General features: G+C 72.7%; 22 protein-coding genes. 11 read left to right on the plus strand and 11 right to left on the minus strand.

Annotation, left to right across the window (positions count from 1 at the left end; all coding sequences use genetic code 11):
• Nucleotides 1-18 precede the first annotated feature (18 nt).
• A complete protein-coding gene (locus tag ACGFR9_RS13505; protein ID WP_393206795.1) occupies nucleotides 19-1005 on the plus strand; it encodes a WD40 repeat domain-containing protein in 987 nt (328 codons plus the stop codon).
• Nucleotides 1006-1020: 15 nt separating this feature from the next.
• Here ACGFR9_RS13505 and ACGFR9_RS13510 read toward each other — a convergent pair whose 3' ends face one another.
• Nucleotides 1021-1791 (minus strand): TetR/AcrR family transcriptional regulator, encoded by a 771-nt coding sequence (locus ACGFR9_RS13510; protein WP_393206798.1) that lies wholly within the window; start codon nucleotides 1789-1791, stop codon nucleotides 1021-1023.
• 87 nt (nucleotides 1792-1878) lie between these two features.
• Between ACGFR9_RS13510 and ACGFR9_RS13515 the strand changes: the two genes are divergently transcribed.
• Nucleotides 1879-2841, plus strand: a complete 963-nt coding sequence (locus ACGFR9_RS13515) for an ATP-binding cassette domain-containing protein (RefSeq protein WP_393206801.1) — start codon at nucleotides 1879-1881, stop codon at nucleotides 2839-2841.
• The gene (locus tag ACGFR9_RS13520) at nucleotides 2838-3650 is read left to right on the plus strand and encodes an ABC transporter permease (protein WP_393206804.1); all 813 of its coding nucleotides are present in this window, start codon (nucleotides 2838-2840) and stop codon (nucleotides 3648-3650) included. The genes ACGFR9_RS13515 and ACGFR9_RS13520 overlap by 4 nt, the downstream gene beginning before the upstream one ends.
• Before the next feature lie 466 nt (nucleotides 3651-4116).
• Here ACGFR9_RS13520 and serC read toward each other — a convergent pair whose 3' ends face one another.
• The 7 genes from serC to ACGFR9_RS13555 form a co-directional block, all read right to left on the minus strand.
• The gene (serC, locus tag ACGFR9_RS13525; protein ID WP_393206807.1) at nucleotides 4117-5235 is read right to left on the minus strand and encodes a phosphoserine transaminase; all 1119 of its coding nucleotides are present in this window, start codon (nucleotides 5233-5235) and stop codon (nucleotides 4117-4119) included.
• A 149-nt stretch (nucleotides 5236-5384) separates the two neighbouring features.
• The gene (locus ACGFR9_RS13530) at nucleotides 5385-6635 is read right to left on the minus strand and encodes a cytochrome P450 (protein ID WP_393206810.1); all 1251 of its coding nucleotides are present in this window, start codon (nucleotides 6633-6635) and stop codon (nucleotides 5385-5387) included.
• Nucleotides 6632-7867: a cytochrome P450 gene (locus tag ACGFR9_RS13535; RefSeq protein WP_393206813.1), complete on the minus strand. Its 1236-nt coding sequence runs from the start codon at nucleotides 7865-7867 to the stop codon at nucleotides 6632-6634. Before ACGFR9_RS13535 ends, ACGFR9_RS13530 begins: the two co-directional genes overlap by 4 nt.
• Complete coding sequence (locus ACGFR9_RS13540) at nucleotides 7864-8481, minus strand: ATP/GTP-binding protein (RefSeq protein WP_393206816.1); 618 nt, start codon at nucleotides 8479-8481, stop codon at nucleotides 7864-7866. Before ACGFR9_RS13540 ends, ACGFR9_RS13535 begins: the two co-directional genes overlap by 4 nt.
• Complete coding sequence (locus ACGFR9_RS13545) at nucleotides 8462-8809, minus strand: DUF742 domain-containing protein (RefSeq protein ID WP_393206819.1); 348 nt, start codon at nucleotides 8807-8809, stop codon at nucleotides 8462-8464. Before ACGFR9_RS13545 ends, ACGFR9_RS13540 begins: the two co-directional genes overlap by 20 nt.
• Nucleotides 8806-9213, minus strand: a complete 408-nt coding sequence (locus ACGFR9_RS13550; protein WP_030215939.1) for a roadblock/LC7 domain-containing protein — start codon at nucleotides 9211-9213, stop codon at nucleotides 8806-8808. Before ACGFR9_RS13550 ends, ACGFR9_RS13545 begins: the two co-directional genes overlap by 4 nt.
• Nucleotides 9210-11174 (minus strand): ATP-binding protein, encoded by a 1965-nt coding sequence (locus ACGFR9_RS13555; protein ID WP_393206822.1) that lies wholly within the window; start codon nucleotides 11172-11174, stop codon nucleotides 9210-9212. Before ACGFR9_RS13555 ends, ACGFR9_RS13550 begins: the two co-directional genes overlap by 4 nt.
• Nucleotides 11175-11481: 307 nt before the next feature.
• On the opposite strand from ACGFR9_RS13555, the gene ACGFR9_RS13560 reads away from it, so the two are divergent.
• Complete coding sequence (locus ACGFR9_RS13560; RefSeq protein ID WP_393206825.1) at nucleotides 11482-14355, plus strand: FAD-binding and (Fe-S)-binding domain-containing protein; 2874 nt, start codon at nucleotides 11482-11484, stop codon at nucleotides 14353-14355.
• Between the two features lie 346 nt (nucleotides 14356-14701).
• Here the strand turns inward: ACGFR9_RS13560 and ACGFR9_RS13565 are convergent, their stop codons facing one another.
• Entirely contained in the window at nucleotides 14702-15154 is a 453-nt protein-coding gene (locus tag ACGFR9_RS13565) for an NUDIX hydrolase (protein WP_393206828.1), read from the minus strand.
• 162 nt (nucleotides 15155-15316) lie between these two features.
• Here ACGFR9_RS13565 and ACGFR9_RS13570 point away from each other — a divergent pair, with 162 nt between their 5' ends.
• From ACGFR9_RS13570 to ACGFR9_RS13580, 3 genes are all read left to right on the plus strand, one after another.
• Complete coding sequence (locus ACGFR9_RS13570) at nucleotides 15317-16303, plus strand: STM4015 family protein (protein WP_393206831.1); 987 nt, start codon at nucleotides 15317-15319, stop codon at nucleotides 16301-16303.
• A gap of 29 nt (nucleotides 16304-16332) precedes the next feature.
• Nucleotides 16333-18669: a hypothetical protein gene (locus ACGFR9_RS13575; RefSeq protein WP_393206833.1), complete on the plus strand. Its 2337-nt coding sequence runs from the start codon at nucleotides 16333-16335 to the stop codon at nucleotides 18667-18669.
• A gap of 164 nt (nucleotides 18670-18833) precedes the next feature.
• Nucleotides 18834-19766, plus strand: a complete 933-nt coding sequence (locus ACGFR9_RS13580) for a DMT family transporter (protein ID WP_393206836.1) — start codon at nucleotides 18834-18836, stop codon at nucleotides 19764-19766.
• Between the two features lie 11 nt (nucleotides 19767-19777).
• On the opposite strand, the gene ACGFR9_RS13585 is transcribed toward ACGFR9_RS13580, so the two are convergent.
• Both ACGFR9_RS13585 and ACGFR9_RS13590 read right to left on the minus strand, forming a co-directional pair.
• On the minus strand, nucleotides 19778-20068 hold the full coding sequence (locus ACGFR9_RS13585) for a helix-turn-helix domain-containing protein (protein WP_393206839.1): 291 nt from the start codon (nucleotides 20066-20068) through the stop codon (nucleotides 19778-19780).
• An 11-nt stretch (nucleotides 20069-20079) separates the two neighbouring features.
• Nucleotides 20080-20478, minus strand: coding sequence for a type II toxin-antitoxin system RelE/ParE family toxin (locus ACGFR9_RS13590; protein ID WP_393206842.1), 399 nt, complete (start codon nucleotides 20476-20478; stop codon nucleotides 20080-20082).
• Between the two features lie 114 nt (nucleotides 20479-20592).
• On the opposite strand from ACGFR9_RS13590, the gene ACGFR9_RS13595 reads away from it, so the two are divergent.
• From ACGFR9_RS13595 to ACGFR9_RS13610, 4 genes are read left to right on the plus strand one after another with little or no spacing between them, the layout of a single operon-like run.
• Nucleotides 20593-21387, plus strand: a complete 795-nt coding sequence (locus tag ACGFR9_RS13595; RefSeq protein ID WP_393206845.1) for a TIGR03084 family metal-binding protein — start codon at nucleotides 20593-20595, stop codon at nucleotides 21385-21387.
• Nucleotides 21384-23066, plus strand: coding sequence for an acyclic terpene utilization AtuA family protein (locus ACGFR9_RS13600; protein WP_393206848.1), 1683 nt, complete (start codon nucleotides 21384-21386; stop codon nucleotides 23064-23066). The genes ACGFR9_RS13595 and ACGFR9_RS13600 overlap by 4 nt, the downstream gene beginning before the upstream one ends.
• Nucleotides 23063-24661 carry an acyl-CoA carboxylase subunit beta gene (locus ACGFR9_RS13605; protein ID WP_393206851.1) on the plus strand — a complete coding sequence of 533 codons (1599 nt, stop codon included), beginning with the start codon at nucleotides 23063-23065 and terminating at the stop codon, nucleotides 24659-24661. Before ACGFR9_RS13600 ends, ACGFR9_RS13605 begins: the two co-directional genes overlap by 4 nt.
• A 7-nt stretch (nucleotides 24662-24668) precedes the next feature.
• Nucleotides 24669-26513: an acetyl/propionyl/methylcrotonyl-CoA carboxylase subunit alpha gene (locus ACGFR9_RS13610; RefSeq protein ID WP_393206854.1), complete on the plus strand. Its 1845-nt coding sequence runs from the start codon at nucleotides 24669-24671 to the stop codon at nucleotides 26511-26513.
• Nucleotides 26514-26547 lie beyond the last annotated feature (34 nt).

Raw genomic sequence — 26547 nt, forward strand, 5'->3', positions numbered from 1 at the left:
CAGTGGCACTCTTGGCACATGCGCCGACCCTTCGCCCTGATCGCCGCGACCCTCCTCGTGGGCGCGCTCGCCCTGCCCGCCGCGTCCGCCTCCGACGGAAACGACGGAAACGACGGGTTCACGATCGAGGACGCGCGCATCACCGAGTCCAGCGGACTCGCCGCGTCCCGCCTCCACCCCGGCGTCTACTGGACCCACAACGACAGCGACGACGGCCCCTACCTCTACGCCGTCGACAGCGCGACCGGCGAGACCGTCGCCCGCCTCACCCTCACCGGCATCGGCACCCCGCGCGACGTCGAGGCCATCTCCATCGGCCCCGGGAACAAGATCTTCGTCGGGGACATCGGCGACAACCTCGGCGGCACCTGGCCGTACGTGTGGATCTACGAACTGCCCGAGCCGAAGGAGCTCGAGGACGCGACCGTCCGGGCCACGCAGTACGTCGTGAAGTACTCCGACGGGCCCCGGGACGCCGAGTCGATGATCGTGCACCCGAAGACCGGCCGGGTCTACATCATCGACAAGAAGGAGGACGGCGGGCACCTGTACGAGGGGCCCGCCGAACTGTCGGCGTCCGGCGACAACATGTTCCGGCCGGTCGCCCCCATCGACCTGTGGGCCACCGACGCCGCGCTCTCCCCGGACGGCCGGCAGCTCGCCGTACGCGGCTACTTCGGCGGCATCCACTACTCCTGGAACGGCGGCGAGCCGAAACGAGAGGGCCGGCTGAGCGTCCCGCTCCAGGGGCAGGGCGAGTCCGTCACCTACTCCGCCGACGGCTCCCGCCTGATGTACGGCAGCGAGGGCACCGAAAGTCCGGTGGAGGCCCGGGACGTACCGGGCGGGGACGGCGGAGGCGGCGGCGAGGGCACCCGCGCGGACGACGGGAAGAGCACGGCGGCGGACGGCGAGGGCGGCACCGTCGAGGTCGGCGCCCTGGTCGCGGCGGGCGCCTTCGTGGCGCTCCTGTTCGGCCTGAGACGACTGCGCCGCCGCCGCTGAGCCCGCGGGCCTCCGTCACTCCGTGGCCCGCCGGGCGGCGACGAACACCTCCAGGCCGTCCAGGATCCGCCGCAGCCCGAACCCGAAGTGGTCGAAACCGGAGGCGAAGGTGTCCTCCGACAGCCCGGCCAGCACCGGATAGCGCCCGCTGAGCATGGCCTTCTCCAGGGCCGGCCGCTGCGCCTCCCAGAACTGCGCGTCCGTCAGCCCGGAGCCGCGCTCGGCCTGCTCCTGGTACAGCAGGGTCCGGGCGGCCCCGACCACATAGCCGTCGATCATGATGATCGCCGACAGCAGCTCGGGGTCCGACAGCCCCATCGGCTTGATCCGGGAGAGCACCTTCTCCATGCCTTCCAGCGCGCTCGGGCCGAGGATCGGGCGGGACTGGTTGACCTCCAGCAGCCACGGATGCCTGCGGTACAGCGCGAGGGTGGCGTGCCCCAGGGCCTCCAGCGCCGCGCGCCAGCCGCCGTCACCGGGCGCCGCCGCGTCCTGCGAGGGCCGCTGCACCCGGTCCAGCATCAGGTCGAGCAGCTCGCCCTTGCCGGGGACGTAGCGGTACAGGGACATCGTTCCGGTGCCGAGTTCGGTGGCGATGCGGCGCATCGAGAGCGCGCCGATCCCGTCCCGGTCGGCGACCTCGATCGCCGTCTCCACGATGCGGTCCAGCGTCAGCCCCGGCTTCGGGCCCCGGCTCGGCCGCGGACCGGTGTCCCACAGCAGGTCGAGGGTGCGGCCGATGTCGCCGCTCCCACTGGTCTCCGTACCGCCCGAACCGCTCGTCATGGGGGAATTCTAGATCCGCCTCCAAAAAACTGAGTACGGTGTACGCACAATCGGGTACGGTGTACCCAGTTATTGGAAGGGGGACCCATGAACGACGGTTACGCGGTCCGGGCCGAGGCCCTGGAGAAGCGCTACGGCGAGAAACGCGCCCTCGACGGCTTCGACCTCGCCGTCCGCGAGGGCACGGTGCACGGACTGCTCGGACCGAACGGCGCCGGCAAGACCACCGCCGTACGCATCCTGTCGACGCTGATCCGCCTCGACGGCGGCCGCGCCACGGTCGCCGGGCTCGACGTGTCCAAGAGGCCGCGCGAGGTGCGGGCACGGATCGGGCTCACCGGGCAGTACGCGGCCGTGGACGAGGTGCTCACCGGGCGCCAGAACCTGGAGATGTTCGGCAGGCTGTTCCACCTCGGCGGCAGGCGGACCGCGTCGCGGGCGGCCGGACTGCTGGAGCGGTTCGGCCTGACCGACGCCGCCGACAAGGGCGTCGGCGGCTACAGCGGCGGCATGCGCCGGCGCCTCGACCTCGCCGCCTCGATGATCCTCGCCCCGGCCGTGCTGTTCCTGGACGAGCCGACGACGGGACTCGACCCCCGCAGCCGCGGTGAGGTCTGGGACGCCGTACGGGCGTTGGTGGCGGATGGCACGACCGTGCTGCTGACCACGCAGTATCTGGAGGAGGCCGACCGGCTGGCCTCCCGGATCACCGTCATCGACCAGGGACGCGCCATCGCCGACGACAGCCCGGACGGGCTGAAGAACCTGATCGGCGGCGACCGCGTCGAGGTCGTCGTCGCCGAGCGCTCCGACATCCCTCACGTGGTGAAGGTGCTCGCCCGGGTCGCCGACGGCGAACCCGAGTCGGACGAAGCCGAGTTGCGGGTGCACGCCCCCGTGACCGACCGGGTGGCCGCGCTGACCGAGGTGGCGCGCACCCTCCAGGACGAGGGCGTACGGGTCGAGGACCTGGGGCTGCGCAGGCCCAGCCTCGACGACGTGTTCCTGCGCCTGACCGGACACCGTACGGAGAAGGAGACGGCGGCATGAGCGCCACCGCACCGGCCGCGCACGGCCCCGCCTACTGGGTGGTCGCGGACTGCTGGAACATCGTCCGCCGGGGCCTGACCCACTACCGGCGCCAGCCGGTCAACATCGCCTGGCAGCTGGGCTTCCCGATCCTCTCCGTCCTCCTCTACGGCTATGTCTTCGGCAGCGCGATGACGGTCCCCGGCGGAGGGGACTACAAGGACTTCCTGATGCCGGGCATGTTCGTGATGACGATGGCGTTCGGGTTCATCAACACCGCGACCGTCGTCGTGTACGACTCCACCAAGGGGGTCATCGACCGGTTCCGCTCCATGCCGATGGCGTCCTCGGCGGTGGTGGCGGGGCGCGGGGTGACCGATCTCGTCGTCGCCTGCGCGGAGTTGGCCATCCTGATGCTGACCGCGCTGGCCATGGGCTGGCGCCCGGACGGCGGCTGGGGCTTCCTCGCGGCCTTCGGGCTGCTGCTGTGGCTGCGGTTCTCGCTGATCTGGATCGGCGTGTGGCTGGGCCTGCTGGTGCCCAACCCGGAGGCGGCGGGCGGCCTGTTCGCGGTCGCGTTCCCGCTGACGATGATCTCCAGCATCTTCGTCGCCCCCCAGCTGATGCCGGACTGGCTCGGCTGGCTGGCCTCCTGGAACCCGATCTCCTCCACGGCCGCCGCGGCCCGGGACCTGTTCGGCACCCCGGTCGGCGGCGGCGACTCCTGGGTGGAGCGGCACGCGCTGCTGATGGCGGGGGTGTGGCCGCTCGTCCTGACGGCGGTCTTCCTGCCGCTGGCGGTACGCAGGTTCCAGCGGCTGAGCCGGTGAGGGACGGTCACGGGGGGGCCGCGACCGTCTCCGCCCACCCGCTGACCGGCTGACATACGGCCCCGTTCCGCCCGGCCGGCGGGACGGGCCGTACGCGCTCCTGGATCGCGCCGACGCAGCCGGTGGTCGGGCTCGACGCGACGATCGTCGACGTGGCCCCGCCCCGGGCCCAGAACGAACTGGGGCTGAGCGGCACCGAGCCGCGTCGCCGACTACTGGGGCCGCAAACGCAGCCACCTGGTCGGGATGCTCGGGTTCGGCGCCGCCTCCGTACGGGGCGGTCTCGCGCGGAGCGGGACCGAACTGATCGCGGCGCGCGGTCTGCAGGGCCTGTTCGCGGCACGGCGTTCGCGGTCCTCGGCACCGTCGCCGCCGAGGTACCGGCGCACGCCGGCTGACCCCACCGCGCGAAGGGCGCCCGGTGAACCATCCACCGGGCGCCCTTCGCGCATCGTGCGGGACGTGCTTACAGCTGTTCGATGACGTAGTCGACGCACTTCGTCAGGGCCTCGACGTCCGTCGGGTCGATCGCCGGGAACATGGCGACGCGGAGCTGGTTGCGGCCCAGCTTGCGGTACGGCTCGGTGTCCACGATGCCGTTGGCGCGCAGGGCCTTGGCGACGGCGGCGGCGTCGATCTCGTCCGAGAAGTCGATCGTGCCGATGACCTGGGAGCGCTTCGCCGGGTCCGTGACGAACGGGGTGGCGTACTTGGACTCGTCCGCCCAGGTGTACAGGCGGGACGAGGAGTCCTTCGTACGGGCCGTGGACCAGGCGAGACCGCCCTGGCCGTTGATCCACTCCAGCTGCTCGTTGAGGAGGAACAGGGTGGCCAGCGCCGGGGTGTTGTACGTCTGGTTCTTGCGGGAGTTGTCGATCGCCGTGGGCAGGCTGAAGAACTCCGGGACATGGCGGCCGGACGCGTGGATCCGCTCGGCGCGCTCGATCGCGGCCGGGGAGAACACGCCGATCCACAGGCCGCCGTCGGAGGCGAAGGACTTCTGCGGGGCGAAGTAGTAGACGTCCGTCTCGGCGATGTCGACCGGGAGGCCGCCCGCGCCGGAGGTGGCGTCCACCAGGACGAGGGAGCCCTCGTCGGCGCCGGCGACGCGCCGGATCGGCATGGCGACGCCGGTGGAGGTCTCGTTGTGGGTGAACGCGTAGACGTCCACGCCGGCTTCGGCGACCGCCTCCGGGTGCGTGCCCGGGTCGGAGGCGACGACGGTGGGCTCGGCGAGCCACGGGGCGAGCTTCGCGGCCTTGGCGAACTTGGAGCTGAACTCGCCGAAGTTGAGGTGCTGCGACTTGTTCTCGATCAGTCCGTGGGTCGCGACGTCCCAGAACGCGGTGGAGCCGCCGTTGCCGAGGACCACCTCGTAGCCGTCGGGGAGCCGGAACAGCTCACGGATGCCCTCGCGCACTGTGCCGACCAGGTTCTTCACCGGGGCCTGGCGGTGGGAGGTGCCGAGCAGGGACGTGCCGGTCGCGGCCAGGGCGTCCAGCGCCTCCGTCCGTACCTTGGAGGGACCCGCGCCGAAACGTCCGTCGGCGGGCTTGATGTCAGCGGGAATCTGGATATCAGCCACGAACGGAGCCTAGCGGCTGAGCGAAACCCCGGCGCAACATCGTCCGTCCGCTGAGACGGAAAAGGACAGGAAGAGGGAAGGGAGGGGGGACAGGAGGAGGGGCGGGTGGCGGACGGACCGGGGGGTGGTTCGTCCGCCACCCGCGTCGATCACCCGTCGAGCCGCACCGGCAGCTCGTACAGGTCGTTCTGGGTGACCACCGGCTTGTTGCGGAGTTCCGCCGGCGGGACCGCCAGGTCCAGCTTCGGGAAGCGGGCGTACAGGGCCGGCAGGGCCACACTCGCCTCCAGGCGGGACAGGGCCGCCCCCGGGCACACGTGCGGGCCGTGGCCGAAGGAGATGTGCCGGTTGGAGATCTCACGGGTGATGTCGAAGACGCCCGCCGACGGCCCGTGCGCCTGCTCGTCGCGGCCGATCGCGCCGTACGACACGATCAGCGCGTCCCCGGCCGGCAGGACCTTGTCGCCCACCGGTATGTCCTCCGTCGCGAACCGGATCAGCACATGCGAGGTCGGCGTGGCGTACCGCAGCGTCTCCTCGACCACCGCCGACCAGTCCGTCGCGCCGGACAGCACGAGGTCGCGCTGCTCGGGGTGGAGGGAGAGGTTGACCACCGCGTTGACGATGAGGGAGATCGTCGTCTCGTGGCCGGCCGCGACCATCAGCTGCAGCGTCGCGACGATCTCCTGGTCGGTCAGGCTGTCGCCGTCCTCCGACGCCTGGATCAGCGCCGAGGTCAGGTCGTCGCCCGGGTGCTCCCGCTTGTACGCGACCGTCTCGGCCATGATCCCGGCCAGCTCGGTCAGCGTCGCGATGACCTCCTCCGGCGGGGTCTGCGTCGAGAAGAACTTCTCGAACAGCTCCTTCAGCCGCGGCAGCCGCTCCTCCGCCAGCCCCATCAGGTCGGCGACGACGTACATCGGCAGCGGGTAGGCGAACAGCGCCTTCAGGTCGACCGTGTCGCCCGGCTCGGCGGCCACCTGGTCGAGCAGGCCCTCGGTCAGCTCCGTGATCCGCTCCCGCATCCGCTCCACCCGCCGCGGGGTGAGTGCCTGCGCGACCAGCGTGCGCAGCCGGCGGTGGTCGGAACCGTCCACGGTGAGCATGGAACGGGGCGGGTTGGCCAGCCCGATCAGCGGCCAGTCGGGGGCGATCTCCCCGCGCTGCCAGGCCGTCCACACGTTGATGTCCTTCACCACGCGTGGGTCGGTGAGCAGCTTCTTCGCCTCGGCGTGATGCGTGACCGCCCACACCGGCACGTCACCCGGCAGCGTCACCGCGGCCAGCGGCCCGGCCGCCCGCAGCGCGGCGCTCTCCGCTTCCAGGTCGGAGACGAAGGGGTCGAGCGGGATACGGGTCAGTTCGGTGTCGGTCGTCGTGGTGTCCGTACCAGCCGTCATGCGAGCGAGCCTCCAAGGGCGGGAGTGGGTGTGAACGTGACCGTGAGTTCGGACAGTCCGCGCAGCCACGGCGACGGGCGACGGGTCAGGTCCGCGGCCGGCACCGCGAGGTCGATGTCCGGCAGCCGGTCCAGTACGACCTCGATGCCGGTCCGGGCGATCACCTCGGCGATCTCCTGCGCCGGGAACGGGCAGCGGTGCTCCCCGTGGCCGAAGGAGAAGTGGGCGCCGTTGCCGCCGGTCAGCGCCGAACCGTCGGTACGCACCTGGGGGTCGGAGTTGGCGCCCTGCAGACCGAGCAGCAGCATGTCCCCGGCGCGGACCCTGCGCCCGCCGAGCTGGGTGTCGCGGGACGCCCAGCGCCCGGCGATGACCTGGGACGGCGTGTCCTCCCACAGCACCTCGTTCATCGCCTCGGCGATGCTGTTGCGGCCGCCGAACAGGGAGGCCGCGAACCGGCTGTCGGTGAGCATCAGATGCAGGGAGTTGCCGATCCAGTCGGCGGTCGGCTGGTGACCGGCCGCCAGCATCACCATCAGGTCCTGGACGATCTCCTCCTCGGTGAAGCCCGAGGTGTCGGCGAGCATCCTGGACGCCACGTCGTCGGCGGGCGCGCCCTTGCGGGAGGCCACCAGCTCCGTCATCGAGGTGAACAGATGGGTCTGGCCGGCGATCGCCCGCTCCCGGCCGTCGATCATGTCGTTGAGGGCGGTGACCAGGCCCGGCCCCTCCTCGTCGGAGAAGCCGAAGATGCGGGACAGCACCCGCACCGGCAGCAGCATCGCGAACTCGGCGATCAGATCGGCGCTGCCCTGGGGGCAGATCCCGTCGATCAGCTCGTCCGCGAACTTCTCGGCGTAGCCGCGCAGTTCGTACGGGTCGACGGCCTCCAGCGCGGTCACCAGCATTCCGGCCCGCTCGCGGTGCCGCTCACCGACGGTGTAGAGGATCGACGGCTGCTTACGGCCGATCATCGGCAGCAGCGGCCAGTCGTCGGGGATGCTGTCCCACTGGTTCCACAGGTCGGAGTCCCGGCTGAACAGCACCGGGTCGCCGGTGACCTGGTGCAGTTCGCGGTAGCCGAGCACCAGCCACGCCGGGGCGTCGCCGTCCAGCACCACCGGGACGACACTGCCGTGTTCGCGGCGCATCTCCCGGTACACGCGCGCGGGGTCGTCCTCGAGGACGAGTCCGCTGAGCGGGACGGCGTTGGGGACGGAGGCGGGACTCACACCAGCTCCTGACGGGGTGCTCGGGCCGGGTCGGCGTACAGGGCCTGGATGTGCTCCACCAGCGTGATCAGCACGATCTTGCTGGACTCCCGGGACCGCGCGTCACAGTTGACCAGCGGTACATGCGGATCGAGGTCGAGGGCCTCGCGGATCTGCTGGGGGGTGAAGGTGTTGCCGCCGAAGTCGTTGCACGCCACGATGAACGGCGTGCCGTGCTTCTCCAGCCGGTCGATGGCGTACCAGGAGTCGTCGATGCGCCGCGTGTCGACCAGTACGACCGCGCCGAGCGTGCCGGAGAACAGCCGGTCCCACAGGAACCAGAAGCGCTCCTGGCCGGGCGCCCCGAACAGGTACAGCACATTGCGCGTGTCGAGGGTGATGCGGCCGAAGTCGAAGGCGACGGTGGTCGCGGTCTTGCCGCTCACCCCACTGGTGTCGTCGACGGCCTCCCCGGCCTGGGTCATCGTCTCCTCGGTGTTGAGGGGACGGATCTCACTGACCGAGCGGACCATCGTCGTCTTGCCGGCGCCGAAGCCGCCCACGACCACGATCTTGAGGCCGTTGTCGGCCGACGCGCCCAGCGGCGTACGCGTCTCAGAGGTTGCGGAGTCCAACGAGCACCTGCTCCAGGATGTCGGGGTCGGGTACGGCGGCCTTGCGGGGGTGACGTGCACTGACCCGGCCCGCCGCCTGCAGGTCGGAGAGCAGGATCCGGGTGATGCTCACGGGCAGCTTCAGGACGGCGGCGATCTCCACGACCGCCGTCGGGCGTTCGGTCAGCCGCAGGATCGCCGCGTGCTCGGACTGCATGCCGGGCACCGGATCGCATTCGGCGACGACGAGCGTCACCAGGTCGAAGGGGTTGTCGGGGCCGGACCGGCTGCGCCCTCCGGTGAGGGTGTAGAGCCGGTCCGGGGAGTCGTCCCTGCCGGGCCTGCTCATGAGGTGCGCGGTTGCGCGGTCAGGTGCTCACCGATCTGCTCCACGAGCTCGCTCATGTTGTGCCCGATGAGTCCGGCGTCCGCGTCCTCGGCGGTGACGACGGCCAGGTGCGCGCCCTCGCCGGCCTCCACGATGAACAGCACACCGCCGTAGAACTCGGTCATCGCCGAGCGCACGCCGCCGCTGCCGTCGCCGAACTCGACGGACGCGCCGTGCGACAGCGACTGGATGCCGGCGGCGATCGCGGCGAGCTGGTCCGCCTGGTCGGCGGAGAGTTCCGGGGTCCGGCACAGTTTCAGGCCGTCCCTGGAGAGCACGAGCGCGTGCCGCGCGCCGGGCGTGCGCTCCAGCAGGCCCTCTATCAGCCAGGTCAGCTTCTCGTCGGCGGTCGTCGTGCCGGTCATGAGGTGGTGTCGCCTTCCGGGGTCGCGGGGGTGGGGTGTGTCTCGGGGGTCGGTTCGGGGGTGGTGCCGCTGTCCGGGTCGGCCGTGTCGTCGGGGGTCGGCGGACGGACGGCCTGGCGGAAGCTGCTGAAGCGGGCGGTGCGCGCCTTGGTCTCCTCGGCCGTCGGGGCGGGCCGGGGCGTGCCGGTACGGCCGCTGGGGCGCGTGCGCTCCGCCTCGGCGAGGGTCCGGCCCCGGCTGCGGCGGGGCAGTACGAGCGGGGGCGCGTCGGAGTCCCGGCCGGCGGACTCGTGGGTCGGCACCGGGTCGGGGTCGAGGTCGGCACCGGCGCGGGAGGCGGCGTACGAGAGGGCGCTCTCGGGGCGCGTCACCCGGTCCGCGGGGGCCTGGTCGGCGTCGCCGCGCGCGGTGACGTGGCCGGTCTCCGGCTCGGGACGGCCGGTCTGCGTGCGGCCGGTCTCCGTGCGGCCGTCGTCCCCGCGGCGGGGGAGTGCGGCGGCGGCCTCGGCTTCGACGAGGGCGGCGGGACTGGCCGGCACGGACGGCATGCCCGCGGAAGCAGGGGAGGGCGCCGGTGTCGGCGCGTCCGGCGTCACGAGGATGTCCTGCGGGACGAGCATCAGCACACCCGTGCCGCCGCGGGCCGAGGGCCGGTACGACACCCGGAGCCCGTACCTCCGGGCCAGCCGGCCGACCACGCCGAGGCCGAGCCGGGTGCCGGTGAGGCCGCCGAGTTCGGCGGACTCGCCGGAGACCGCGCGTTCGGCGCGGCGCAGCTGGGCCTCGCTCATGACGAGCCCGCTGTCCTCGACGGACACGATGACGCCGGCCGGTACCTCCTCCACGTACACATGGACCTCGGCGCTCGGCGGCGAGAAGTTCGCGGCGTTGTCGAGGAGCTCGGCGAGGGCGTGCATCACGCCCTCCGCGGCGTGCCCGGCGACCGCGGTGTCGCTGGCGGAGTGGACGCGGACCCGCTGGTAGCCGCTGATCCGGCCCATGGCGCCGCGCAGGATCGACTCCATGGCGATGGGCCGGGCCCAGCGGCGGCCGGAGCGGGCGCCGGTGAGGACGGCGACGGAGTCGGCGAGCCTGCCCGCCTGGGCGGTGCGGTGGTCGAGGTGGAGCAGGTCGGCGAGGACCTCCTCGTCGTGGTGCTTCTCCTCCATCGCGCGCAGGTCGGCGAGCATGCCGGTGGACAGGGCCTGCATCCGGCCGGCCGCGTTGGCGGTCGCCGCCAGCGCGCCGGCGCGGGCGCTGTCGGCCTCGCGGAGCCGGACGGTCAGCCGCGCGTTCTCCGCGCCGAGCCGTGCCTCCTCCTGTGCGAGGCGGGCGCGTTCGTCCTCCAGCCGGTCGTGTTCCGCGGTGTGCTGCAGTGTCAGCCGCGCGGTGTCGTCGGCGTGCTGGGCGGAGACGTGGTGGAGCTCCTCGGCGTGCCGCTCGGCGGCCCGGCTGAGTTCGGCGGTGTGCGCGTCGGTGAGCCGGGCGCACTCGTCGGCGTGCTCCTGCGTCAACCGGGAGACGGCGGACGCGTGTTCCGCGCTCAGCCGGTCGCGCTCGGCGGCCAGGGCCTCGGCGAGGTGGGCCCGCTCCCGGTCCAGCTCGGTGGACAACCGGGCGCGTTCCCGCGTGAGTTCACCCGTCAGCCGCTCGTGCTGACGGCGGGACTCCTCCGTCAGCCGTGACCGTTCCTGGAGCAGCCGGCCGACGTCCTGCGTGACGGATTCCAGCCGGGCCCGGGTCGCCCGCGCCGACAGTACGGCGTAGGTGGCAGCCGTGGCGGCGGCGCACAGCAGTACGGCGGCGGCCGCCCCGACCACGAGGACGGAGCCGATCGCCGCGTCCGGGACGAGAAGGAGGGCGGCGAGGACCCCGGCCGCGGAGACTGCCGCGGTGAGCAGGGGAACGGGCAACAGGCCGCGGGGGCTGGGTCGGTCGCCGGGGAGCAGGGGGGAGGTCATCAATCAGGGTCCTCGTCGGGTCCTCGGTCATCCTCGGTCGGTCCGGGGGCGCGCGCCGTCGTGTCCGCGCGGCCCTCGGCGGTTGCGCGGTGCTGCCGGACCTGCTGCGGGGGTCTGTTTTCGAGCGCTGTCCGACAACTGCGCGCAACTCGCGGTCACTATATGAGAGTTCGTGATCGACTTGGGAAGATTCCGCTTCCGAATTCGGTAATGAACGCATTCCGTGAGGGCGGCGGGAAGATTTCGGACGCACCGTGAGGGGTGCGCCGTCCGTTGTGTCCGGCGCTCCCGGAGGCATCCTGAGGGCATGACGGATCACCGGGAACTGCAGGCCGGACTGCGGGCGGCCGTGCGCGGCGAGGTCGACTTCGGCACGACCGCACGGGCCCTGACCACCATGGACGCCTCCAACTACCGGCGGGTGCCGATCGGCGTGGTCGCCCCGCGGGACGCCGACGACGTCGCCGCCGTGCTGGCGGTGTGCCGGACGCACGGTGTGCCCGTGGTGCCACGCGGCGGCGGCACGTCGATCGCGGGTCAGGCGACCGGTATCGGCGTCGTACTCGACTTCACCCGGCACATGAACCGCCTGCTGTCCCTCGACCCGCGGGCGCGCACGGCCGTCGTCCAGCCGGGCCTGGTCCTCGACCGTCTCCAGGAGGCCGCCGCCCCGCACGGCCTGCGCTTCGGACCCGACCCCTCCACCCACAGCCGCTGCACCCTCGGCGGCATGATCGGCAACAACTCCTGCGGTTCCCATTCGGTCGCCTGGGGCACGACGGCCGACAGCGTGCGCGAACTGGCGGTCCTGACCCCGCGCGGGGAACGGCTGCGTCCGGGACGTGCGTGGGCGGGCGCCCCGGCCGGGCTCCGCGACCTGGTCGACGGCGAACTCGCCCGCCTGCGCACGGGTTTCCCGGACCTGCCACGCCGTATCTCCGGCTACGCGGTGGACGCCCTGCTGCCCGAGAGGGGCGCGGACGTCGCCCGGAGCCTCTGCGGTTCGGAGGGCACGCTGGGCGTGCTCACGGAGGCGGTCGTCGAGCTCGTACGGGCACCACGCGCGCGTGCGCTCGCCGTGCTGGCGTACGCGGACGAGAGCGGGGCGGCTCAGGCGGCGGCGGGCTTGTTGCCGTACCGGCCGCTGACGGTGGAGGGCATGGCGGCGGACCTGGTGCCCGTGTCGTCCGCCGCGGATCTTCCGCGCGGCGGGGCCTGGCTGTTCGTGGAGACCGGCGGGGACACGGAGGCGGAGGCACGCGCGCGTGCGGAGACGATCGTCCGCGCGGCGGACGTCGTCGACTCCCTGGTGGTCACCGACCCGTCCCGGCAGCACGCGCTGTGGCGCGTCCGGGAGGACGCGAGCGGTACGGCGACCCGCATGCCGGACGGCACGGAGGCCTGGCCCGGCTGGGAGGACTGCGCGGTGCCGCCCGCCCGCCTCGGCGCGTATCTGCGCGACTTCCGGTCCCTGATGACGGACCACGGCCTGCGCGGCACCCCGTACGGGCACTTCGGGGACGGCTGCATCCACGTACGCGTCGACTTCGACCTGCTGACCGCTTCGGGCATCGCCCGCTTCCGGCGCTTCTCGGAGGACCTGGCCGACCTGGTCGTCTCCCACGGCGGCTCGCTCTCCGGGGAGCACGGCGACGGCCGGGCGCGCGCGGAACTGCTGCCGCGCATGTACGGCGCAGAGACGGTCGCCCTCTTCGAACGCGTGAAGGCCGTCTGGGACCCGGACGACCTCCTCAACCCCGGCATGCTGGTCCGCCCCGCCCCCCTGGACACGGACCTCCGCTTCTCCGTCCTCCCACGCGAACCGGTCGACGTCGCCTTCGGCTACCCCGCCGACGACGGCGACTTCACCGCGGCGGTACGCCGCTGCGTGGGCGTCGCCAAGTGCCGTACGACGACGGCCTCGGGGCCGTCGGTGATGTGCCCGTCGTTCCGCGCGACGGGGGAGGAGGAGCACTCCACGCGCGGGCGCGCCCGCCTGCTGCACGAGATGCTCGCGGGCGAGCTGATCACCGACGGCTGGCGGTCCACGGAGGTACGGGACGCCCTCGACCTGTGCCTGTCCTGCAAGGGCTGCCGCTCGGACTGCCCGGTCGGGGTCGACATGGCCACGTACAAGGCGGAGTTCCTCCACCACCACTACCAAGGCCGCCGCCGGCCGGCCGCGCACTACGCGATGGGCCGGCTGCCGGTGTGGCTGGGCTGGGTCGCGCGGACGCGGACCGCGGGGGCGGTGAACGCCCTCGCCTCGGTGGGCCCGCTCGCGCGGGCGGCGAAACGGCTCGGCGGGATCGCGGGGGAGCGGGAGATCCCCCGGGTGGCGGGGGAGACGTTCACGCGGTGGTGGCGACGGCGGGGAGGACGGCTGCCGGGCGACGGCAGGCTGGTGGTCCTCTGGCCGGACACCTTTACGGAGCACCTGTCGCCGTCGGTGGGCCGGGCGGCCGTACGGGTCCTGGAGGCGGCGGGTCTGCGGGTCGCGCTGCCTCCCACCCTGCGGCCGGGGAGCCGCCCCGTGGGTGACGCCCGCACCCGCTCGGCCTTCTCCCTGCTGACGGCCCGCAGGGGCCGGGTCTGCTGCGGCCTGACGTACATCTCCACGGGACAGCTCGACCGTGCCCGTACGGTCCTGCGCCGCACCCTCGACCTCCTGGAACCGGTGCTCGCCACGGACGCCCCCCTGGTCGTCCTCGAACCGAGCTGCGCCGCCGCCCTGCGCACGGACGCCCCGGAACTCCTCCACGACGACCCGCGCGCGGCCCGGCTCGCCGCCCGGGTCCTGACCTTCGCGGAGGTGCTGGAACGGCACGCCCCGGACTGGACCCCACCGCCCCTGAACCGTCCGGTCACCGGCCAGACCCACTGCCACCAGCACGCGGTCCTGGGCGACGCGCCCGATCGCGGACTCCGTACGGCGGCCGGCCTCACCGGCGAACTGGCGGGCGGCTGCTGCGGTCTGGCGGGCAACTTCGGCTTCGAGACCGGCCACTACGAGGTCTCGGCGGCCTGCGCGGAGGACCAGCTCCTCCCGGCGGTACGGCAGGCGCCGGAGCAGGCGATCGTCCTGGCCGACGGCTTCTCCTGCCGGACACAGCTGCAACAGCTGGCGGGCGTCCGGGGACGGCACCTGGCGGAGGTGCTGGCGACCGCCCTGGAGGAATAGGCGAGCGGTCACCGCCCTGCTGTCCTCGACGTGCTCAGCCGAGCTGCCCCCCACCTCCGGCCCCGACCCGGCTCCCCGCCACCCGCGACGCGTCGGCGAGGGCCCCGGTGAGGTAACGGAGTTCGCCGCGCGGTGCGTCCGGGAGGAGCTCCCGGGCGGGTGCGAGCAGCTCCCTGGCCATCCCGGGCCGCACGGCCTCGGTGGCGTCGGCCGGCCGGGAGACGGGCCCGCCGTGATCGTCTGTGATCGGACAGCGGGCCCTGCCCTCACCGCGCCCGTGTTCCCTCGGTCGTCGAGTTGCCGGCCGAGTTCGGAATCGCCGCGTCGACCGACGGGCCGACGCCCGTCAGGGCGCCGTCTCGCCCCGCACCAGCGGGTGGCACACCGGCTGGACGCCCTCGGGGAGGTCGTCCGGCCGGCACCAGCGGGCCTCCAGGATCTCGAAGGGGTCGAGGCGGAGGTCGCCGCCGAGCAGGCGGGCCTCGTAGGCCACCTCCATGCGGGTGCGCAGGCCGCTGTTCAGCATGACCAGGCGGCCCACCTCCACGTCGAGGTTCGTCTCCTCCTTGACCTCGCGCACCACCGTCGCCCGGAAGTCCTCGCCCTTGTGGGCGAAGCCGCTCGGCAGGCCCCACTGACGGCCGGGTGGCCACATCCGGTGCCGTAGGAGCAGGACCCGGCCCTGGTCGTCGCGGACCACACCGGTCACGCCCACCACGAACTTGGCGTGGAGCAACCACATGATGCGGCTCTGCACAGGGCGCAGGAGCCGCCAGAGACGGACCAGGAGTCGTCGCACGGGACCTCGGGGGGTGTGGTGGGGCGGGTAGGGGAGCTGCCCGAAAAACGGTACCCGCCGAGATGCCCGGGACACCGGCCGCCCGCGTCGCGCACCGCGCCGGTGTCACCGGCTGCTGCTAGAACGGTCGCACCTCAATCGTCGCAACACGCAAGGAATTCAATGGAGTTGCTGGCCGATGTGCCCCGCCATCCCCGTTCCGTCGACCATCTGGACCGTTTCCACGGGCTTCCCGTCCTGACCTTCCCGCAGGCGTCCTCGCCCCGCTCCCTGCCGGACGACCCCGCCTCCGTGGCATGGCGCGTCGGCGTCGGCCTGCGGGAGGACGACGAGCGCACGGACGTGTACTGGGACCGCTTCGTCGCGACCGTGCCGCTGGAGGAGGTGCGCGCGCTCGTCGTCGGCGCCCCGTGGTTCGGGTCGGACGGGATGGGCGAGACCCTGATCGAGGCGCTCGTCGAGCTGCGCGACCGGCTGCCCCGTCTCCAGGCGCTGTTCCTCGGTGACGTGCACTTCGAGGAGAGCGAGCTCTCCTGGATGGAGCAGTGCGACGTCGCCCCCGTCCTGGAGGCGTACCCCGGCCTGCGGGAACTCGGTGTGCGCGGCGGCAACGGCCTCGGGTTCCCCGTCATCCGCCACGAGGGTCTGCGCACCCTGCGCTTCGAGACCGGCGGGCTGCCCGCCTCGGTCACACGCAACGTGGCCGCGTCCGAGCTGCCGAACCTCGAGTATCTGGAGCTGTGGCTGGGCGACGAGTGGTACGGCTGCGACACCACGCTCGAGGACATCCAGCCGTTCCTCACCGGTGAGCGGCTGCCCTCACTGCTCCATCTGGGGCTGCAGAACAGCCAGTTCCAGGACGGGATAGCGGCCGCCGTGGCGCAGGCCCCGGTCGTGGCCCGGCTCGAATCCCTCCGGCTGTCCATGGGCGTGCTCGGTGACGAGGGCGCCGAGGCCCTGCTGGGCGGGCAGCCGCTCACCCATCTGCGCTTCCTCGACCTGCACCACCACTATCTGAGCGACGCCATGATGCTGCGGCTCTGGGACGCCCTCGAGCCGGCGGGCGTACGGGTCGACCTGACCGGACACGGCGACGAGGACGACGAGGACGAGGACGACGACACCCGCTACGTCGCCGTGTCCGAGTGAACCTCCCGATTCCCCACCGAAAGGCAACCGTGCCGAACGACCCCGCTTCCCTGAGCCACACCGACCGGCGCATCGTCAGCCGCGCACTGAACTACCAGGCCCCCTGGCTGGACCCCGCCGAACCCGTGACGCTGTGCCACCTCATACGCGCGGCGGGGCGAAGCGGCGACCGCGAGGAGATCGCCGCCCGGCTCACCGAGCTGGGGTACGTGGTTCCCCCGGCCGGGCAGCTGGCCTCCGTCACGGCCGACGACGCGATGATGATCAGCCGTGACGGCGACGGCCTCCAGCCCTGGATCACGCCCGAGGACCACAGCTTCAGGGGCCACGTCCTGTCGGTCGCCCGGCGCCTGGAGCTGCCGCCCGCCGTGATCGCCGCCCGGCTCGCCGAACTGGACTTCCCGGCCCCCGACCCCGGCAGCTTCCCGGACGAGATCACGGACGCCGACCGGGACCTGGTCCGACGCCGGGACGGAGGCGGCGGCGGGCGCTGGATCGCCGACGACGACCCCGTACCGCTCGTCCACGTCCTGGCGGCGCTCGAACGCGGGATGCCGAAGAAGCCCCAGGAGGTGGCGTCGGCGATCCTGGCGGCCTGCGAGCGACTCGGCCGGCTCGGCTACCGGGTCGACCCCGGGGCGGCGGACGTCACCGCCGACGACGTGGTGCTGGTCAGCCGGGAACTGGACGGGCAGGCACCCTGGCTGCCCGCCGGGGACGAGCCCGTACCGCTCCACCACGTCCTGCGCTTCGCCCAGGCCCACGACCGCGCCCCGGGCGAGGTCGCCGCGCGCCTCGGCCGGCTCGGCCACCACCGGCTGCCCGAGGGGCCGACGGTCGACTCGGTGACGGGTGAGGAGACCGAGCTCCTGGGGCACGGCTGGGGCGTCGGCGGACGGACCTGGCTCGCCCAGGACGACCCCGACCCGTTCCCCCACCTCGTCGCGGTCGGCGCGGCGACCGGGAAGGCGCCCGCCGAGATCGCGCGGCGTCTGCGGACACTCGGCTTCACCGTCCCCGAGGAGGAACTCCCCGCCCGGACGACGGAGAGCGACCGCCCGCTCATCAGCGGCCGGACCCTCGCCGGCGCCGGGACCTGGCTCTCCCGGACCCAGCCCGTGCCCGTCGGACACATCCTCCACAACGCGCATGCCCGGGGGGCGAGCACCGCGTCGGTCCTGGCCCGGCTGAAGGAACTCGGCTACGCCCGGCTGCCCGCGATACCCGACCTGCAGCTCACCGACGACGACCTCCTGCTCATCAGCGAACGCGGGGACGGGGCCACGCCCGTCCTCGGCGACACCGTCCCCTACGGCCGCCTCGTGCGGGCCGCGGCCGCCACGGGCACCGGCCCGCGGGAGGCCGCCGTCCGCTACCGCGAACTGGGCTACACCGACGTCGTCCTCCCGGACGGCCCGCTGCCGGACTCCGTCACCGAGGGCGACGCCGACCTGATCACGACCGACACCGGCTGGCTGGCACCGGACGAGGCCGTCCCGGTCCCGTTCGTGGTGCGGCGGGCCCACGCCGAGGGCATCGGTCCGGCCGGGATCGTACGACGGCTGCGCGCACTCGGATTCCACGACGTGCCGGACGCGCTGCCGGACACACCGCACCCCGCGGACCTCGTCATGATCAGCGAGGGTGCCAAGCCGGGCGGCGACCTCCTCCCCCTGACCGGTGTGCCCGCGCACCACATCCTGCGCGCCGCCCACACCGCGGACGTGAGCCCGTACGACATCTCGCGGCGGCTGATCGCCCTCGGCTACACGCCGGAGGTGGCACCGCACCCCGACGACGAGGTGATCTGCAGCGCGAACGGTGACGGCCGCGCGCCCTGGCCCTGGGGGTCGGAGGGCCTGGGACACGTACTGCTCCTCGCGAAGGTGCTCGGCCGTACCCCGCAGGACGTCAACGCCCGCCGCGCGGCCCTCGGGTACGGGGAACGGCAGCTGCCCGACGCGGGCGGTTTCGAGGACGGGGACATGGTCCTGCTCAGCGAGAACCTGGACGCCCGGGGGCCGTGGCTGCGCTGGGGGACGGACCCGTCGTGGAAGCACGTACTGCGTGCCGCGCGGATCACCGGCCGGGACCCGCGGCAGATCGTGGAACGGCTGCGGCTGCTCGGCCACGCCGCCGACGTGCCGTCCGCGCTCGGCGTGGACGACCTGGTTCTGCTGGAGGTCATGCCGGACGATCCGCGGTCCGTGGACACCGCCGGGATCCTCTCCGTGGCGACGCGCACGGGCCGCAGTCCGGCCGAGGTGGCCGCCCGGCTGAGGGAACTGGACATCGAGGTCCCGGACCTCGACTACCCGACCCGCCGGCCGGCTCCCCGTACCCCGCGAGCGGGACGGTCCGTATGACGGAAACGGTTTGACCCGGGCGGGGTGAGGGCCCATCGTCAGGCACATGGATGCGTTACGGTCCTGTCCTTCCCACCCTGAAGGCTAGTACTCTGGACTGGGCAGTGCATTGTGATGCACGATGCCAGGAGTCCCCGCCCCGCACCGAGTCCCCAGGAAGCCCCGTGACCACGCCCAGCGCCGCCACCGCCACCCCGTCCCCCACCGCACCCGGGACGGGGCACGTCGCCCCCGACGGGCGGGGCTCGCTGGGGCCGGTCGGGCTGGTGCTCGCCGGCGGGATCTCCGTGCAGTTCGGCGGGGCGCTGGCGGTGACCCTCATGCCGCGGGCCGGCGCGCTCGGGGTCGTGACACTGAGACTGCTGGTGGCCGCGCTCGTCCTGATGGTGCTGTGCCGGCCCCGGCTGCGCGGACACTCGCGCACCGACTGGGGCACGGTGGTCGTCTTCGGGATCACCATGGCCGCGATGAACGGCCTCTTCTACCAGTCCGTCGCCCGCATCCCGCTCGGCCTGGCCGTCACGCTGGAGGTCCTCGGCCCGCTCGTCCTGTCCGTCCTCGCCTCCCGGCGCGCGGTCAACCTGGTGTGGGCCGGACTCGCCCTCGCCGGAGTGTTCCTCCTCGGCGGCGGGAGCTTCAGCGGCCTCGATCCGCTGGGTGTGGTCTTCGCACTGGGGGCCGGCGCCATGTGGGCCGCCTACATAGTCTTCAGCGCCCGTACGGGGCGCCGCTTCCCGCAGGCGGACGGGCTCGCCCTCGCCATGGCCGTCTCGGCGGTCCTCTTCCTGCCGCTGGGAGTCGTGGAGGCCGGTACGAAACTCCTCGACCCGACGACCTTCGCCCTGGGCGCGGCGGTCGCGGTGCTGTCCTCCGTACTCCCGTACACCCTCGAACTCCTCGCCCTGCGCCGCCTGCCCGCCTCCACCTTCGCCGTCATGATGAGCCTGGAACCCGCCCTCGCGGCCGCGGCCGGCTTCCTCATCCTCGACCAGGCCCTCTCCGCCCTGCAGGCGGCGGCCATCGCCCTGGTCATCGGGGCGAGCATGGGAGCGGTGCGGACGCAGGTGGGGCGGGGGAAGGCCGGCGCCGGGCTGTGATCCGTCGCGCTCTACAGCCGGACCGAAAGGTTTCCCACAGTGGCCGTTATGGTCAGCTCGCCGCCGATCGCGTGCAGGTACGCCGCCATCGTTGATGTGTCCAGGCGAGCGGTCCCCCGCTCGATCTGACTGACCCGGCCCTGGGTGACGCCCATCGCCTTGGCGACCTGGACCTGGGTGAAGCCTTGAGCCTTGCGAAGCGCGGCCAGCTCGTGTCCGCGCTCCGCATCGACCATCTCCGCCTTGATGGCATCGATGCGTTCACGCTTCTCGGGGGTGATGTCGGCCGTCAGGTCGTCCATGGAGCCAAGGTTCATTTGCCCTGCCCTTTCCTCTTCTCCTGTTCCAGCGCCTCAAGGTATGCCGTGAACTTGTCGTCGGCCTCTTTGATCGCCCGGGGGTACCAGGCGGCCCACTGGCGCCCGGCGGCCTTGTTGCCCGCGACCAGGAAGATGGCCCGCCGCTCGGGGTCGAAGACGAACAGCATGCGGATGCTCACCGTCCCGCCGTTGCGGGGACGTAACTCCCGCATGTTCCGGTAGCGACTTTTCTCGATCGCCCCGACCGTCGGTCGCCGAAGCGCCGGGCCCACTTCCTGGAGCCGTTCCAGGGCGGCTATCACGTGGAGGTGGCTGTCCGGGTCCTCCTTGGCGAGCGTTTTGATCCAGTCCAGCACGTCTTCGAAGAAGCGCAGCTCATAGGGTTCGGCCACACCTGAAAAATTAGCACGACCTAATATTGTGGGCAAGTGGGCGAGTTGTCGCCCGTCGAAAAAAAGCCAGCAAGCATGCTTGATTGTTTTAGGGGTCACTGCCATGCTCCCCCCATGGCCGACCCGACGCGTGTCATCGACGACCTGTGTGCCGAGAGCGACGACCTCGACCGGCTGGTGGCCGGGTTGGGTACGGAGCAGTGGGAGCGGGCGACACCCGCCGTCGGCTGGACCCTGGCCCATCAGATCGGGCACCTCGCCTGGACCGACCGCTCCGCGCTGCTCGCCGTCACCGACGCCGACGCGTTCCGGGCGCTGGTGGAGCGGGCCCTCGCCGCTCCGCACAGGTTCGTCGACGAGGGAGCCGAGGAGTACGCGCGGGCCGCCCCCGCCGAGCTGCTCGCGCGGTGGCGGGAGGGGCGTGCGGCGCTGGAGAAGGCACTGCGGGAGGCTCCGGCCGGGGCGCGGTTCCCCTGGTACGGGCCGCCCATGTCCGCCGCCTCCATGGCCACTGCCCGTCTCATGGAGACCTGGGCCCATGGACAGGACGTGGCCGACGCGATGGGTGTGATGAGGCCACCCAGCGACCGGCTCAGGCATGTGGCCTGGCTCGGGGTGCGGACCCGGGACTTCGCCTACGGGGCGCACGGGCTCACACCACCGGCCGATCCCTTCCGGGTCGAGCTCGTCGGGCCGGGGGGTGAGACATGGGCGTACGGTCCCGAGGACGCGCCCCAGCGGGTCACCGGGCCCGCGCTCGACTTCTGCCTCCTCGTCACCCAGCGCGCCCACCGCGCGGACCTCGCCCTCACCGCCGACGGCCCCGACGCCGACCGCTGGCTGGACATCGCCCAGGCCTTCGCCGGGCCGCCCGGCGGTGGACGCCCCTCGGCGGGGGACGCCCGGTGACCCTGCGCATCGGGAACTTCTCCGGCTTCTACGGAGACCGCTTCGACGCCCTGCGCGAGATGCTCACCGGCGGCGAGACCGACGTCCTCACCGGCGACTACCTCGCCGAGCTGACCATGCTCATCCTCGCCCGCGACCGGCTGAAGGACCCGGCGGCCGGGTATGCCCGGACCTTCCTGCGGCAACTGGAGGAGACCCTCGGGCTCGCGCACGAGCGGGGCGTCAGGATCGTCACCAACGCCGGCGGGCTGAACCCCGCCGGGCTCGCCGACGCCGTACGCGCCCTCGCCGGACGGCTCGGCATCCCCGTACGGGTCGCCCATGTCGAGGGCGACGACCTCACCGCGCGGTACCCCGGCAGCCTCGCCGCCCACGCCTACCTCGGCGGCTTCGGCATCGCGGAGTGCCTGCGCGCGGGGGCCGACGTCGTCGTCACCGGGCGGGTCACCGACGCGGCCCTCGTCACCGGGCCCGCCGCCGCCCACTTCGGCTGGACGCCCGCCGACCACGACCGCCTCGCGGGAGCCGTCGTCGCCGGGCACCTGCTGGAGTGCGGGGCGCAGGCGACCGGCGGGAACTACGCGTTCTTCGGCGAGCGCCCTCCCGGCGACCTCCGCCGGCCCGGTTTCCCTCTCGCCGAGATCCACGCCGACGGCAGCAGCGTCATCACCAAGCACCCCGGCACCGGCGGCTTCGTCGACGTCGGCACCGTCACCGCGCAACTGCTGTACGAGACCGGCGGCGCCCGGTACGCGGGGCCGGACGTCACCGCACGGCTGGACACCGTACGGCTGCGGCAGGACGGGCCCGACCGGGTGCGTGTCGAAGGGGTGCGGGGAGAGGCCCCGCCGCCCACGCTCAAGGCGGGACTCAACCGGCTCGGCGGGTTCCGCAACGAGGTCGTGTTCGTGCTCACCGGGCTCGGCATCGAGGCCAAGGCCGGCCTCGTGAAGGAGCAGCTGGGCGAAGCGCTCGCCACGTCACCGCCCGCCGAGGTCCGTTGGGAACTCGCCCGCACCGACCGGCCCGACGCCGGCACCGAGGAGACCGCCAGCGCGCTGCTGCGGCTCGTCGTACGGGACCCGGACCGGGAGAAGGTCGGACGGGTGCTCAGCGGGGCCGCCGTCGAACTCGCCCTGGCGAGCTACCCCGGCTTCCATGTCATGGCGCCACCGGGCAAGGGCTCCCCCTATGGAGTCTTCGAGGATGTGTACGTCCCCCATGGTGACGTCGACCATGTGGCCGTCCTCCATGACGGACGCCGTGTCCCCGTGGCCGCACCCCATGACACCGCCGTACTCACCGACGTACCGGAACCCCCGCTCCCCGAGCCGCTGCCCACGGGACCCACGACGAGAGCCCCTCTCGGCCTCGTCGCCGGCGCCCGCAGCGGAGACAAGGGCGGGAACGCCAACGTCGGCGTCTGGGTCCGTTCCGACGACGCCTGGCGGTGGCTCGCGCACGAGCTGACCGTCGAGCGGTTCCGGGAGCTGATCCCGGAGGCCCGCGACCTGCCCGTCACCCGGCACGTACTGCCCCGCCTGCGCGCCCTCAACTTCCTGGTCGAGGGCATCCTCGGCGAGGGCGTCGCCGCGCAGGCCCGTTTCGATCCGCAGGCCAAGGCGCTCGGCGAATGGCTGCGCTCCCGGCACCTCGACATCCCGGAGGCCCTCCTGTGACGGTCCTCGCGTCCGCCCTGAACACGGCCGACCCGGAGTACCGGGCGCACCGTGACACCATGCTCGCCAAGCTCACCGCACTCGACGCCGAGCACGCCAAGGCCCTCGCGGGCGGCGGCGACAAGTACGTCGAACGGCACCGGGGGCGCGGCAAACTCCTCGCGCGTGAGCGCGTCGAGCTGCTCCTCGACCCCGACACGCCCTTCCTGGAGCTGTCCCCGCTCGCCGCCTGGGGCAGCGACTACACCGTGGGCGCCTCGCTCGTCACCGGCATCGGGGTCGTCGAGGGCGTGGAGTGCCTGATCACCGCCAACGACCCGACCGTACGCGGCGGCGCCAGCAACCCCTGGAGCCTGAGGAAGGCGCTGCGCGCCAACGACATCGCGCTCGCCAACCGGCTCCCCTGCATCAGCCTCGTCGAGTCAGGCGGCGCCGATCTGCCCTCCCAGAAGGAGATCTTCATCCCCGGCGGCGCGATCTTCCGGGACCTCACCCGGCTGTCGGCGGCCGGCATCCCCACCGTCGCCGTCGTCTTCGGAAACTCCACCGCCGGGGGCGCGTACATCCCCGGCATGTCCGACCACGTGATCATGGTCAAGGAGCGGGCGAAGGTGTTCCTCGGCGGGCCGCCGCTGGTGAAGATGGCCACCGGGGAGGAGAGCGACGACGAGTCCCTCGGCGGTGCCGAGATGCACGCGCGCGTGTCGGGCCTCGCCGACTACTTCGCCGTCGACGAACCGGACGCCCTGCGCCAGGCCCGCCGGGTTGTCGCCCGCCTCAACCACCGCAAGGCGTACGGCGATCCGGGTCCGGCCGCCCCGCCGAAGTACGACGCGGACGAGCTGCTCGGCATCGTCCCGGGCGACCTCAGGATCCCCTTCGACCCGCGCGAGGTCATCGCACGGATCGTCGACTCCTCCGACTTCGACGAGTTCAAACCGCTCTACGGCACCAGCCTCACCACCGGCTGGGCGGCTCTCCACGGCTATCCCGTCGGCATCCTCGCCAACGCCCGGGGGGTCCTCTTCAGCGAGGAGTCCCAGAAGGCCGCCCAGTTCATCCAGCTCGCCAACCAGCGGGACATCCCGCTGCTGTTCCTGCACAACACCACCGGCTACATGGTCGGCAAGGAGTACGAACAGGGCGGCATCATCAAGCACGGCGCGATGATGATCAACGCGGTCGGCAACTCGAGGGTCCCCCACCTGTCCGTCCTCATGGGCGCCTCCTACGGCGCCGGGCACTACGGCATGTGCGGCCGCGCCTACGACCCGCGCTTCCTCTTCGCCTGGCCCAGCGCCAAGTCCGCCGTCATGGGCCCGCAGCAGCTCGCCGGCGTGCTGTCCATCGTCGCCCGCCAGTCGGCGGCGGCGAAGGGACGGCCGTACGACGACGAGGCGGACGCGGCGCTGCGCGCCATGGTGGAACAGCAGATCGAGTCCGAGTCCCTGCCGATGTTCCTGTCCGGGCGGCTGTACGACGACGGCGTCATCGACCCGCGCGACACCCGCACCGTCCTCGGCCTGTGCCTGTCGGCCGTCCACACCGCGCCCTACGAGGGCGCGCGCGGTGGCTTCGGCGTCTTCCGGATGTGAGGGACCGATGATCACTTCCCTGCTGATCGCGAACCGGGGCGAGATCGCCTGCCGGATCGCCCGCACCTGCAGTGAGTTGGGAATCCGAACCGTCGCCGTGCACTCGGACGCCGACGAGAACGCCCTCCACACGCGGGTGGCCGACAGCGCCGTACGCCTGCCGGGGTCGGCGCCCGCCGACACCTATCTGCGCGGCGATCCGATCGTGAAGGCCGCCCTCGCGGCCGGCGCGGACGCCGTGCACCCCGGCTACGGCTTCCTCTCCGAGAACGCCGGCTTCGCGCGGGCCGTCCAGGACGCGGGCCTGGTGTGGATCGGGCCGCCCCCGGAGGCGATCGAGGCGATGGCGTCCAAGACGCGCGCCAAGGAACTGATGGGCGTCGAGCCCCTGCGCGACGTCACCGAGGCCGACCTGCCGGTGCTGGTGAAGGCGGCGGCGGGCGGCGGCGGACGCGGGATGCGCGTCGTACGGCGCCTCGCGGACCTGGACGCCGAACTGGCCGCCGCCCGCGCCGAGGCCGCGAGCGCCTTCGGCGACGGGGAGGTGTTCGCCGAGCCGTATGTCGAGGGCGGCCGGCATGTCGAGGTGCAGGTGCTCGCCGACACCCACGGCACGGTGTGGGCGCTCGGCACGCGTGACTGTTCCCTCCAGCGCCGGCACCAGAAGGTGATCGAGGAGGCCCCGGCGCCGGGGCTGACGGCGGGTCTCACCGAGGAACTGCACGCCCTCGCCGTACGCGCCGCGCGTGCCGTCGACTACGTCGGCGCCGGGACCGTCGAGTTCCTGGTAGCGGGGGAGCGGGCGCACTTCCTGGAGATGAACACCCGGCTCCAGGTGGAACACCCGGTGACGGAGGCCGTGTTCGGGGTCGATCTCGTCGCCGAGCAGATCCGGGTCGCCGAGGGGCACGCCCTCCCGGCCGGCCCTCCGCCCGCGCGTGGGCACGCCGTCGAGGCCCGCCTCTACGCGGAGGACCCCGCGCGGGAGTGGGCCCCGCAGACCGGCCGTCTGTACCGCCTGGCCGTGCCCGACGCCGTGCGCCTGGACACCGGTTACACCGACGGCGACGCCATCGGCGTCCACTACGACCCCATGCTCGCCAAGGTCGTCGCCCACGCGCCCACTCGCGCGGAGGCGGTCCGCAAGCTGGCGTCCGCCCTCGACCGCGCGGTGATCCACGGTCCCGTCACCAACCGGGACCTCCTCGTCCGCTCCCTGCGGCACGAGGAGTTCACACAAGCCCGTACGGACACCGGCTTCTACGACCGCCACCTGCCCGCCCTCACCACCCCGGCCCCGGACCCGCACGCCCCGCTCGCGGCCGCCCTGGCCGACGCGTACGGCCGCTCGCGCTTCGGCGGCTGGCGCAACCTGCCCTCACAGCCGCAGACGAAGCGGTACGCGATGGCGGGCGAGGAACACGAGGTCCGCTACCGCCACACACGCGAGGGCCTCGCGGCCGACGGTGTGCTGGTCGTGCACGCCGACGCGGGGCTGGTGATCCTGGACGTGGACGGCGTACGCCACCGCTACGAGGTCGGCCGCTACGGCGACCGCGTGTACGTGGGCGCCACGGCCCTCACCGCCCTCCCCCGCTTCCCCGCCCCCACCACCCAGCACGCCCCGGGGTCCCTCCTGGCCCCCATGCCGGGCACCGTCGTCCGTATCGCGGAGAACCTGGCCGAGGGAACGCCCGTGGAGGCCGGCCAGCCCCTGCTCTGGCTGGAGGCGATGAAGATGCAACACAAGATCACCGCCCCGGTCACGGGAACGCTGAGCGTCCTCCACGCCGTAACAGGACAGCAGGTGGAGGTCGGTGCCCTCTTGGCGGTCGTGGAGGCGACCCCTTAGGGGCGCGGGACTGTGCCGATATGCGGCTACCGCC

This window comes from Streptomyces sp. NPDC048584, assembly GCF_043199595.1.
Classification (GTDB): Bacteria; Actinomycetota; Actinomycetes; order Streptomycetales; family Streptomycetaceae; genus Streptomyces; species Streptomyces edwardsiae.

Excerpts from the sequence above, each read along its gene's own strand:
- ACGFR9_RS13515 (WP_393206801.1), top strand. The coding sequence starts at position 1,879 with ATGAACGACGGTTACGCGGTCCGGGCCGAGGCCCTGGAGAAGCGCTAC.
- ACGFR9_RS13545 (WP_393206819.1), bottom strand. The coding sequence starts at position 8,809 with ATGAGCAGGCCCGGCAGGGACGACTCCCCGGACCGGCTCTACACCCTC.
- ACGFR9_RS13505 (WP_393206795.1), top strand. The coding sequence starts at position 19 with ATGCGCCGACCCTTCGCCCTGATCGCCGCGACCCTCCTCGTGGGCGCG.
- ACGFR9_RS13560 (WP_393206825.1), top strand. The coding sequence starts at position 11,482 with ATGACGGATCACCGGGAACTGCAGGCCGGACTGCGGGCGGCCGTGCGC.
- ACGFR9_RS13595 (WP_393206845.1), top strand. The coding sequence starts at position 20,593 with ATGGCCGACCCGACGCGTGTCATCGACGACCTGTGTGCCGAGAGCGAC.
- ACGFR9_RS13520 (WP_393206804.1), top strand. The coding sequence starts at position 2,838 with ATGAGCGCCACCGCACCGGCCGCGCACGGCCCCGCCTACTGGGTGGTC.
- ACGFR9_RS13530 (WP_393206810.1), bottom strand. The coding sequence starts at position 6,635 with ATGACGGCTGGTACGGACACCACGACGACCGACACCGAACTGACCCGT.
- ACGFR9_RS13610 (WP_393206854.1), top strand. The coding sequence starts at position 24,669 with ATGATCACTTCCCTGCTGATCGCGAACCGGGGCGAGATCGCCTGCCGG.
- ACGFR9_RS13510 (WP_393206798.1), bottom strand. The coding sequence starts at position 1,791 with ATGACGAGCGGTTCGGGCGGTACGGAGACCAGTGGGAGCGGCGACATC.
- ACGFR9_RS13555 (WP_393206822.1), bottom strand. The coding sequence starts at position 11,174 with ATGACCTCCCCCCTGCTCCCCGGCGACCGACCCAGCCCCCGCGGCCTG.
- ACGFR9_RS13585 (WP_393206839.1), bottom strand. The coding sequence starts at position 20,068 with ATGGACGACCTGACGGCCGACATCACCCCCGAGAAGCGTGAACGCATC.
- ACGFR9_RS13570 (WP_393206831.1), top strand. The coding sequence starts at position 15,317 with ATGGAGTTGCTGGCCGATGTGCCCCGCCATCCCCGTTCCGTCGACCAT.
- ACGFR9_RS13550 (WP_030215939.1), bottom strand. The coding sequence starts at position 9,213 with ATGACCGGCACGACGACCGCCGACGAGAAGCTGACCTGGCTGATAGAG.